The sequence below is a fragment of the Mesorhizobium silamurunense genome (assembly GCF_014843825.1).
In the GTDB taxonomy this organism is placed as follows: domain Bacteria; phylum Pseudomonadota; class Alphaproteobacteria; order Rhizobiales; family Rhizobiaceae; genus Mesorhizobium; species Mesorhizobium silamurunense.
Window position 1 is genome coordinate 1 of record NZ_JHQR01000317.1, and the last position, 10,116, is coordinate 10,116.

General features: G+C 62.6%; 9 protein-coding genes and 2 pseudogenes. 9 read left to right on the forward strand and 2 right to left on the reverse strand.

Going from position 1 to position 10,116, the window contains the following annotated elements; all coding sequences use genetic code 11:
* Positions 1-367 (reverse strand): S1 RNA-binding domain-containing protein (locus tag DH10_RS30980; protein WP_192385694.1); only part of this gene is annotated, 367 nt, incomplete at its 3' end.
* A 92-nt stretch (positions 368-459) separates the two neighbouring features.
* On the opposite strand from DH10_RS30980, the gene DH10_RS30985 reads away from it, so the two are divergent.
* From DH10_RS30985 to DH10_RS31025, 9 genes and pseudogenes are all read left to right on the forward strand, one after another.
* The gene (locus DH10_RS30985) at positions 460-714 is read left to right on the forward strand and encodes a hypothetical protein (RefSeq protein ID WP_192248203.1); all 255 of its coding nucleotides are present in this window, start codon (positions 460-462) and stop codon (positions 712-714) included.
* 308 nt (positions 715-1,022) lie between these two features.
* The gene (locus DH10_RS30990; protein ID WP_192248200.1) at positions 1,023-2,279 is read left to right on the forward strand and encodes an N-acetylmuramoyl-L-alanine amidase; all 1,257 of its coding nucleotides are present in this window, start codon (positions 1,023-1,025) and stop codon (positions 2,277-2,279) included.
* Positions 2,280-2,512: 233 nt separating this feature from the next.
* Entirely contained in the window at positions 2,513-4,969 is a 2,457-nt protein-coding gene (locus tag DH10_RS30995) for a penicillin-binding protein 1A (RefSeq protein ID WP_192248197.1), read from the forward strand.
* Between the two features lie 128 nt (positions 4,970-5,097).
* A protein-coding gene (gene prfB, locus DH10_RS31000) for a peptide chain release factor 2 (RefSeq protein ID WP_192248194.1) occupies positions 5,098-6,229 on the forward strand; the annotation gives its coding sequence in 2 pieces (ribosomal slippage) (positions 5,098-5,163 and positions 5,165-6,229; 1,131 coding nt in all).
* 54 nt (positions 6,230-6,283) lie between these two features.
* Positions 6,284-6,698, forward strand: a pseudogene (locus DH10_RS31005) (GFA family protein).
* Between the two features lie 301 nt (positions 6,699-6,999).
* Entirely contained in the window at positions 7,000-7,377 is a 378-nt protein-coding gene (locus tag DH10_RS31010; protein WP_192248189.1) for a hypothetical protein, read from the forward strand.
* 230 nt (positions 7,378-7,607) lie between these two features.
* Positions 7,608-7,976 carry a GFA family protein gene (locus DH10_RS31015; RefSeq protein WP_192248186.1) on the forward strand — a complete coding sequence of 123 codons (369 nt, stop codon included), beginning with the start codon at positions 7,608-7,610 and terminating at the stop codon, positions 7,974-7,976.
* Positions 7,977-8,078: 102 nt separating this feature from the next.
* Positions 8,079-8,729: a YiaD family glycine zipper/OmpA-like lipoprotein gene (locus DH10_RS31020; RefSeq protein WP_192248183.1), complete on the forward strand. Its 651-nt coding sequence runs from the start codon at positions 8,079-8,081 to the stop codon at positions 8,727-8,729.
* Positions 8,730-9,069: 340 nt separating this feature from the next.
* Positions 9,070-9,678, forward strand: a complete 609-nt coding sequence (locus DH10_RS31025; protein WP_192248180.1) for a hypothetical protein — start codon at positions 9,070-9,072, stop codon at positions 9,676-9,678.
* Positions 9,679-9,771: 93 nt separating this feature from the next.
* On the opposite strand, the pseudogene DH10_RS31030 reads toward DH10_RS31025, so the two are convergent.
* Positions 9,772-10,116, reverse strand: a pseudogene (locus DH10_RS31030) (DEAD/DEAH box helicase); the annotation flags it as partial.

The window sequence follows — 10,116 nt, forward strand, 5'->3', positions numbered from 1 at the left end:
GGCGGCTGCGGCGGCCGCCACGTTCGCGCGCCTGCTGCTCCTCGCCGGCCTCAGCCTCCTCGTCGTCTTCGTCCTCGGCCTCCTGCGCTTCGGCGCGCAGCAGGGCCTGACGGTCGGCGACCGGGATCTGGTAGTAGTCGGGATGAATTTCACTGAAGGCGAGAAAACCGTGACGGTTGCCGCCATATTCGACAAAGGCTGCCTGAAGGGAAGGTTCGACGCGGGTTACGCGGGCGAGATAGATGTTTCCTTTGAGCTGCTTCTTGTCCTGGGATTCAAAGTCGAATTCTTCGATGCGGTTACCGCGAACGACGACAACGCGTGTTTCCTCCGGGTGGGAGGCGTCTATCAGCATCTTGTTGGGCATTATTTCGTTTCCTCCCGGCAGCCATCAGCCGCAGCTGGCGAGGCAGGCCCCGCCGCTGTGTGCCTGGATTTGTGTGGATGCCGGATAATTGAATGTCCGCCGGCCGGAGCTTCAACGCGATGGTGGTGCCGCCCGCAGCCACGATGGCGCGGTTCGATGCGGACCTTTCCATGATTGCGCTTGAAGCCATCGGCAACCCAGCAGAACCTTTTGAACCAAAGCCCGGGCTTAGCCGGACCAGCTTGTTTGCTCACACAGAGCCGGCGCGGGACATCCCGGCCGTTTTCTTCACGCAAGCGATTCCCCGCCACGGGAGCACGCCTGCGAAATTCGTCGCGACCACCTGAGCCTTTTCGCCGGAAGCGAAAGGAACCGCCTTCACATCTGATCCCAAACAGGAAACTGCGGAGGCTAGCGGTTCCAGGATTGCAGTGATCCAATGTCGCTTTTATGATTTGGCGGGGTGGAAGGCAACCCCGATTTCGGATGCCGGCAAAAAGCGCTTCCGTTGGGGAAGATTACGCTCCACCCATCGCATGAAAAGGCTTGGTTAACCTTCTCTGGATACCAATCGTTAATCGAGTTGGCTGCCAGACAGGCCCTTCTACGAAATAGGTTGGCGCGAGGCGCCAAACCGGGAGCGACTGGAGTAGAGATGGGACTGGCAGGCACCGCAGGCAAGTGGCGTGGCGCCCCCGGGCATCTCCAGCTGATGGCAAGGGCCCTTTTAATGCTGGCGGTCCTGCTTGGCGTGACCGCCGCCTCGCGGGCCGACGGGCTGCTTGGCGCGACCGGCTACAAGATGGCCGGCGACGCCACCAAGATGCGGATTGTCGTGACCTTCGACCGCGAGCCGGACGTGAAGTGGTTCCTGCTGCGCGGCCCCAACCGCCTTGTGGTCGATCTGCCGCGCGCGCGATTCGCCCTCAACGCCAAGGATGTGAAGCCGCGCGGGCTGGTGCGCGCCATTCGCTACGGCGATCAGGGCAAGGGCTCGCGGCTGATCCTCACCGGCAAGGGGCCCTTTGCCGTCGACAAGCTCGACGTGCTGAAGAATGATGACGGCAGCGGCTATCGCATCGCCATCGACATGTCGGCTGCGTCGGAACGGGAATTCGACGAGGCTTTAGCCAACCAGTCGCTGACGACCGGCTCGACCGTTTCCACCGACAAGGGTGGCCGCGTCGGCACCGGGCCGGTCTCTGCGCCTGGACACCGCTTCACCGTCGTCATCGACCCCGGCCATGGCGGCGTCGACGGCGGCGCGGAGAGCACTGGCGGCACGGTCGAGAAGAACGTCACGCTCGCCTTCGCCACAGAATTGCGCGACAAGCTGGCCGCGGTCGGCAACTATGATGTGTACATGACGCGGGACAACGACACATACCTGCCGCTCGACGAGCGCGTGCGCATCGCCCGCCAGCACGAAGCCGATCTTTTGATCTCCATCCATGCCGATACCATCGCCGTCAAGGGCCTCCGCGGCGCCACCGTCTACACGCTCTCGGACAAGGCCTCCGATCCCGAGGCCCAGGCGCTCGCCGATCGCGAAAACCTGTCTGACCAGTTCGCTGGCATGAAGATCGAGGACGACAACAAGGAGGTCACCGACATCCTGATCGACCTGATCCGCCGCGAGACCCACGGTTTTTCGATGAGCTTTGCCCACACGCTGGTCGGCCAGCTGTCGACCAGCGTCGGGCTGATCAACAATCCGCAGCGCTCGGCGGGCTTCAAGGTGCTGAAGGCGCCTGACGTTCCCTCCGTGCTGGTCGAGCTTGGCTATCTCTCCAACAACAAGGACGAGGCGCAGCTGCTCAGCGCCGACTGGCGCGGCAAGGCGGCCCAGAGCATAACCAATGCCGTCGCCCTGTTTGCCGCGGCGAAAGCCGGAGCCAGGGCTGGTGGTTGACGGGAACTGCACCCGCCCACAACCTTGAGCCGTCCCACAACCACAAGCAGCGTTGCACGACGACAACACGTGGCGTTATTATTTGGCGGACCGAGTCCTGAAACTTCGCGCTGCCGTATTTTGTCCACATGGTCGCGACATGGGTTTTCCATTGCGGATTGGGACCGCCCCGTGAAGCTTGCGCGACTGTCGGCTTCGTTTAGGAAAATCCCGAACCTCGGACTGGAGCGGGCATGATTCGTCTCATCGGCTATTTCTTCGGCATCGGCACGACGCTGGCGCTGCTGGTCGCTGCGGGCCTTGCCATCTACATCAGCCATCTGACGAAGGACCTGCCCGACTACGAAGTTCTGGCCAAATATGAGCCGCCGGTGACGACGCGCATCCATGCCTCGGATGGCTCGCTGATGGCCGAATACGCCCGCGAGCGGCGCCTTTATCTGCCGATCCAGGCGATCCCGGACCGCGTCAAGGCCGCCTTCATGTCGGCCGAGGACAAGAACTTCTACAACCACCCCGGCATCGATATCACCGGCCTTGGCCGCGCCATCATCGTCAATCTGCAGAATTTCGGCTCCGGCAGGCGCCAGGTCGGTGCCTCGACGATCACGCAGCAAGTGGCGAAGAATTTCCTGCTGACCTCCGACCAGACCTATGAGCGCAAGATCAAGGAGATGATCCTGGCCTTCCGCATCGAGCAGGCCTATTCGAAGGACCGCATCCTCGAGCTCTATCTCAACGAGATTTTCTTCGGCTTCGGCGCTTATGGCGTCGCCGGCGCCGCGCTCACCTATTTCGACAAATCGGTCAACGAACTCACCGTCGCCGAAGCCGCTTACCTCGCTTCGCTGCCCAAGGGCCCCAACAACTATCATCCGTTCAAGCATGCCGACCGGGCGCTCGAGCGCCGCAACTGGGTCATCGACCAGATGGTCGAGAACGGCTACGTCACGCGCGAGGAAGGCGCCAAGGCCAAGGCCGAGCCGCTCGGCGTGAAACCGCGCCGTAACGGCTCCTATCTGTTCGCGGGCGAGTTTTTCACCGAGGAGGTGCGCCGCCAGATCATCGCCCGCTACGGCGAGAACGCGCTCTACGAGGGCGGCCTGTCGGTGCGCACGACGCTCGATCCGAAGATCCAGTTGATCGCCCGCAAGTCGATGCAGAACGGGCTGCTGAAATACGACATGCTGCGCGGCTATCGCGGACCGGTGACCCATATCGACATTTCCGGCGACTGGGGCGTTCCGCTCGGTGCTGTGAAGGGGCTGGAGGACGTGCCGGAATGGGCGCTGGCTGTCGTGCTCGACAGTTCTGCCGACGGCCTTACGATTGGCATTCAGCCGTCGCGCCAGGTCTCCGGCGACCTCGTCAAGGACCGCGTCGAGGGAACCGTCAGCAAGGACGACATGGGCTTCGCCATGCGCCATTTCGTCAACGGCAAGTCCGTCCGGGCGAAATCGCCGGCGGAAGTGCTTGAGCCCGGCGACGTCATCTTCGTGCAGAAGAACGACGGCTCCGACAATACCTACAGCCTGCGCCAGGCGCCCGAGGTCGAAGGCGGCCTAGTTGCCATGGACCCGCATACCGGCCGCGTGCTGGCCATGGTCGGCGGCTTCTCTTACGCGCAGTCGGAGTTCAACCGCGCCACGCAGGCGATGCGTCAGCCCGGCTCCTCGTTCAAGCCGATCGTCTATTCGGCGGCGCTCGACAACGGCTACACGCCGGCCTCCGTGATCATGGACGGCCCGATCACCATCCAGAGCGGCAACACGACCTGGACGCCGAAGAACTATGACGGCACGGTTGCAGGCCCGGCCACCTTGCGCTCGGGCATCGAGAAATCGCGCAATCTGATGACGGTGCGGCTCGCCAACGACATGGGCATGAAGCTGGTCGTGGAATATGCCGAACGCTTCGGCGTCTACGATCATCTTGCGCCGTACCTGCCGATGGCGCTGGGCTCCGGCGAGACGACGGTCATGCGCATGGTGTCGGCCTACTCGATCATGGCCAATGGCGGCAAATCGATCAAACCGTCGCTGATCGACCGCATCCAGGATCGCTACGGCAAGACCGTGTTCAAGCAGGACGAGCGCGGCTGCGAGGGCTGCAATGCCACCGAATGGAAGAACCAGCCCGAGCCGGAACTGGTCGACAATTCCGAGCAGGTGCTCGATCCGATGACCGCCTATCAGATCACCTCGATGATGGAGGGCGTGGTGCAGCGCGGCACCGGCGCCACCATCGCCGAGCTCGGCCGCCACATCGCCGGCAAGACCGGCACGACCAATGACGAGAAGGACGCCTGGTTCATCGGCTTCACGCCGAACCTCGTCGTCGGTCTTTACATGGGCTACGACACGCCGCGCGGCCTCGGCAAGGGCGCCACGGGTGGCGGCCTCGCCGCGCCGATCTTCAAGGACTTCATGCGCGTCGCGCTCGACGGCACGCCCAATGTCGACTTCCAGGTTCCGGAAGGCATGAAGCTGATCGCCATCAACCGCAAGACCGGTATGCGCGCGGCCGAGGGCGATCCCAACACCATCATCGAAGCGTTCAAGCCCGGCACCGGCCCGGCCGACAGCTATTGGGTCATCGGCATGGGCGCGGACGGCTCCAACGGTGCCGGCGGCGGGCTGTCGCCACAGGCCAATCAGGCCATCCAGGACGGCGGCGGCGGCCTTTACTGAGGTTTCCCAATTTCGAAATGGGCCGGCAAAATACCGCCGGCCCATTTCGCTTTACAGGCAGCGGTGCCGTGCCTATGTATCGCGCCGACTCCGAACAGAACGAGAAGAACAGGACAGAACGAAGACCCATGCGCGCGGAAACGCTCAACATTGTCGACGAGATCAGGCAGGCGATAACCCTGCTGAGGAGGCATCTTTGACTGGGATCAGGCCATCAAGCGGCTTGAATACCTGAACTCACGCGCCGAGGATTCCAGCCTCTGGAACGACCCTATCGAAGCCCAGAAGCTGATGCGGGAGCGCCAGGAGCTCGAAGACGGCATCGCCGCGGTCAAAGGGCTGACCCAGGCGCTGGAAGACAATATCGGCTTGATCGAACTCGGCGAGGAAGAGGGCGACGAGGGCGTCGTCGCGGAAGCCGAGGCGGCGCTGCGCTCGATGCAGGGCGAGGCAAAAGCCCGCCAGGTCGAGACGCTGCTGTCGGGCGAGGCCGACGCCAACGACACCTATCTCGAAATCCATGCCGGCGCCGGCGGTACCGAGAGCCAGGACTGGGCCTCGATGCTCTTGCGCATGTATACGCGTTGGGCCGAGCGCCGCCGCTTCAAGGTCGAGGTGCTGGAAGTCCACGATGGCGAAGAGGCCGGCATCAAGTCGGCCACCGTGCTGATCAAGGGGCACAACGCCTATGGCTGGCTGAAGACGGAATCCGGCGTCCACCGCCTGGTGCGCATTTCGCCCTATGACAGCAATGCGCGCCGCCACACCTCATTCGCCAGCGTCTGGGTCTATCCGGTCATCGACGATTCGATCGAGATCAACGTTTCCGAATCCGACGTGCGCATCGACACCTATCGTTCGTCCGGCTCGGGCGGCCAGCACGTCAATACGACCGACTCTGCGGTCCGCATCACCCATCTCGCGACCGGCATCGCGGTTGCCTGTCAGGCCGAACGCTCGCAGCACAAGAACCGCGCCAAGGCGTGGGAAATGCTGCGCTCTCGGCTCTACGAGGAAGAACTGAAGAAGCGCGAGGCCGTGGCGAACGCCACAGAGGCGTCGAAGAGCGACATCGGCTGGGGTCATCAGATCCGCTCCTATGTTCTGCAGCCTTATCAGCTGGTGAAGGACCTGCGCACCGGGGTCGAAAGCACCAGCCCGTCAAGCGTGCTCGACGGCGATCTCGACGAGTTCATGGAGGCCTCGCTGTCGCATCGCATCGAGGGCGGCGCGGGCGAGGCGGTTGCTGATCTGGACTAGAGCGTCCCAGGAGAAGCTGACCTTCTGGCGGGTGGCGCTAGCAGGGAGGAGACATTGGCAAATCCGGAAAAGGCCAGCGCTCGCACGCTTGCCGGAAAATGCTTCTGCGGCCAGGTCCGCTACGAGGTGGCCGATGAATTCGCTTACGCGGCGAATTGCCATTGCTCGAATTGCCGCCGCACCACGGGGTCGGCTTTCAAGCCCTTCGCCGGCATCGAGCGCGACAAGTTTCGCCTCACTGCCGGCGACGACAGGCTGCTGATCTATGGCGATGCCGGCGGCCACGACGCGCATTGCGGGCAATGCGGCTCGCTGCTCTATTCATTGGTGCGGGAGGGTACCTACGTCCATGTTGCCATGGGGACGTTGATGGACGATCCGAGCCGCACATATCTTCGTCGGTTCCAAGGCGCCATGGTTCACGATTACGGACGATCTGCCGCAATATCGTGAACATGTCACCGGCTGAAGGCCGGAACTTCCGTCGGCAGAATTTCGTTCTTAGGCACCTTGGTCGCAGGGTTGTCGTTTAATTCTCGTTAACCAAGTCGGCGCACCCTTTTCTGTGGCCGATGCTGAACTCCGGTGCGATCCGAAGGGCGCGCCCACTTCTTGCGCCGGCCAAGGAATCAGCCCAGCATTCGGGCTGGGGGATAGAAGCATGTATGGCCGGACGCGGCACATCTGCGACTGACGATCCGGCCACTGGGAAGACACGTTCCGGGAACGGGCAAGCGGAAAAACGCTTGATGCTCGAAAGGAACGCTTCGATGTCTGCTGCCAAGTCAAGATCGGCCCGAGCCGTTCGCCCGGCCGGCCGACTCCTGTTTTCCCTGTTTGCAACGGTCGGGACGGTGATGTTGACCGCGACCGCCGTCGCGCACGACGCCAAACCTACGGCGGCGCTGCCGCAAGGCTGGAGCTATCCCTTTGCCTGCTGCGCCAACTACGATTGCAAGGAGGTGCCGCAGACGTCGATCGGCGAGCGGCCGGACGGCTACGTGATAAAAGGCACGGGCGAGGTGGTCGCCTACAGCGACAAGCGGGTCAAGAATTCCCCCGACGGCGAGTATCACTGGTGCGCGCACCAGGCCGGGCTCGATGCCGGCAAGACCATCTGCCTGTTCGTGCCGCCGCCGTCCTACTAGAGCCTGTCGCGAATCCATTAAAACGCGACACGCTTTCGGATTGCCGCGGACGGGCAGTGCCAAAAGCACGTGAGCACCTCGACCCACGGCAGCATTGCGCTGCCGCGCCTGCTGACAGACAGTTGTCAGGACCACTTCTTTATGTTGCCTTGCTGCTGGAAAAGTTCCGCAGCGGTTTTCCGCTGCGGAACTGCGCGGGGCGGGCGGCGGACAACGGAGAGGTGACGTCCATGACCATCAAGGGAAGCTGCCACTGCAAGGCCACGACTTTCGAAGTGTCCGAGGCGCCGCGGACGGTGACACAATGCACGTGCTCATTCTGCTCCAAGCGCGGGTCGCTCTGGACTTATTACGTCCCGTCGCAATTCAAGCTCACCAGCCCGCCTGAAAACGTCTCCTTCTACCGCTGGGGCTCGAAAACCATCAAGCATGGCTTCTGCGCCACTTGCGGCTGCGGCACGTTCACCGAAACGCCGGACTGGTCGACGGGTCAGCCCGACTTCGACAACCCGAAGATCAGCGTCAACTCCCGCCTGTTCGACGATTTCGACCTGGACAAGGTCGAAGTGGTGGTGATCGACGGCAAGAACCTCTGGTAGCACTTTGCCGTTCCGCTTTTTGCCGCAATTCATGTTACAAGGCATGCGGAAGGGCTGATTTGGCGCGGCTGCAATGGCCGCGATTTGGAGAGGGACCATCTTATGAAGAAGACCGTGCTCGTCGTCGTGGCGACGGCTGTGCTCGTGAGCGCCTGCACCACCACCGATCCGTATACCGGCGACCAGAAGATCTCCAATACCGCGGCCGGCGCCGGCCTTGGCGCACTGGCAGGTGCCAGCCTTGGTCTGCTGGCCGGCGGCAATGACCGCCGCAACGCGCTGATCGGCGCCGGCATCGGCGCGCTTGCCGGCGGCGCGATCGGCGCGACGATGGACCAGAACGAGGCTGAGCTCCGCCGCCAGTTGCAGGGCACAGGCGTAAGCGTCACCCGCAGCGGTGACCAGATCATCCTCAACATGCCGTCCGACATCACTTTCAACGTCGACCAGGACGCGGTGAAGCCGGGCTTCTACCCGGTGCTGAACTCGGTGGCGCTGGTGCTGAACAAGTTCCGCCAGACCACGGTCGACGTCTTCGGCCACACCGACTCGACCGGCGGCGCCGAGCACAATTTCGATTTGTCGCAGCGTCGCGCGCTGGCAGTCGCCAACTACCTCTCCGGCCAGGGCGTCGATTCCCGCCGCTTCGCGGTCACCGGCTTCGGCAAGACACGTCCGATCGCATCCAACGCGACGGCTCAGGGCCGTGCCCAGAACCGGCGCGTCGAGATCCAGCTGTCGCCGCTCACCTGAGAAAACCGCTTCCAGCGAAGCAACAAGCAAAACGGTCCCGCAAGGGGCCGTTTCTATTGGCGCGACCTCAAATTAATGCATGTCGCGCAAAGCGTGCAGCGGTTTTTGCGAAAACGACATGCATAAAGACCTAAAGCGCGTCGCCTGAATCCGTTTCAGCGCGACGCGCTTTAGGTCAAAAGTCTTAGACCATTAGCTTGCTCTAATTGATACTTTTCCAGAACCCTGGAAAGGACTAGCATCGAGGTTGTTCCAGAGGGATGAGGCGGTAACCGGCCGCGCAATCAACATTTTTCCGCCTCGGTCTTGCACGGCCAGATTAGAAATCTGGGAGGAATGCATGACAAGAACGGCTCGCCTTGGGCGCTGCGGCGCCCTCGTTTTGACTGGCCTCTTGGGCGCGTGGCTTGGCGCCGCCACGGCTCAGGCCGAGGACGCCAACAAGGCCGACATCGAAGCCTTGAAGAAATCGCTGGCCAAATATGAGGACTACACGGCCGCCGTGCGCGACCTCTATCTGTCGACCGTCGGTTGCGTCTACTACTCCGGCGAGAAGATAGCGGGCGCGATGGAATATCCGAAGGGCGCCATGGGCATCCATTTCGTCAATGTCCCAAGCGTCGGCCAGAAGCTCGACCCGATGAAACCCAACGTCTTGATCTATGAGCCGACCAAGAAGGGCTTGAAACTGGTCGGGGTGGAATGGCTGGTGCCGCTGACGCCGGACGTCAAGGAAGCGCCGAGCCTATTCGGCCAGAAATTCATGGGGCCGATGGAGGGGCATTATCCGCTCATCCCGAGGGAGTTCGTGCACTACGATCTTCACGCCTGGCTGTTCAGGGACAACCCGAACGGCATGTTCAGTCCGACGAACCCGAAGGTGAAATGCGACAAAGCCGATTTTCCGATGCTGGAAAAACCGACCAAGATGATGCCGGGACCGATGTAAGAGACAACGCTTGCCTGAACCCTTCAGGGTAAGCAGCAAAAAAAGCGGCCCCGCGCGGGGCCGCTTCGTCTCTGCCGACGCTGATATCGAAGATCAGACTTTTGCGACGATCCGCATGAATGCCGGCACATCGTCGCCGAAGCCGACAGTAGCGTCGTCCTCTTCATGGCGGTGGCGGGCAGGGCGGTTGTGGTCACGCGGAGGACGGGCACCGCCACGCTGCTCGTTGCGGTTGGCGGAACCCTTGTTGCGGTCATTTTCGGAGCGGATCGCGTCCTTGCGGGCGCGGCGCTCGGCAATGTCGGCAACCTCGGCGACCGGCGGCTCTTCGCGTGCCGTCTCCGGCGTCTCTTCCTCGCCATGCCTTGCCTGGCGGTCCGCGCCTTTCTTGCGCTCGCCCCGGCCCTTGCGGTCCTCGTCCTTGCGGCCAGCGCGGCG

Coding starts and splice junctions, on each gene's coding strand:
- DH10_RS30985 (WP_192248203.1), top strand. CDS start 460: ATGTCCGCCGGCCGGAGCTTCAACGCGATGGTGGTGCCGCCCGCAGCC.
- DH10_RS30990 (WP_192248200.1), top strand. CDS start 1,023: ATGGGACTGGCAGGCACCGCAGGCAAGTGGCGTGGCGCCCCCGGGCAT.
- DH10_RS30995 (WP_192248197.1), top strand. CDS start 2,513: ATGATTCGTCTCATCGGCTATTTCTTCGGCATCGGCACGACGCTGGCG.
- DH10_RS31010 (WP_192248189.1), top strand. CDS start 7,000: ATGTCTGCTGCCAAGTCAAGATCGGCCCGAGCCGTTCGCCCGGCCGGC.
- DH10_RS31015 (WP_192248186.1), top strand. CDS start 7,608: ATGACCATCAAGGGAAGCTGCCACTGCAAGGCCACGACTTTCGAAGTG.
- DH10_RS31020 (WP_192248183.1), top strand. CDS start 8,079: ATGAAGAAGACCGTGCTCGTCGTCGTGGCGACGGCTGTGCTCGTGAGC.
- DH10_RS31025 (WP_192248180.1), top strand. CDS start 9,070: ATGACAAGAACGGCTCGCCTTGGGCGCTGCGGCGCCCTCGTTTTGACT.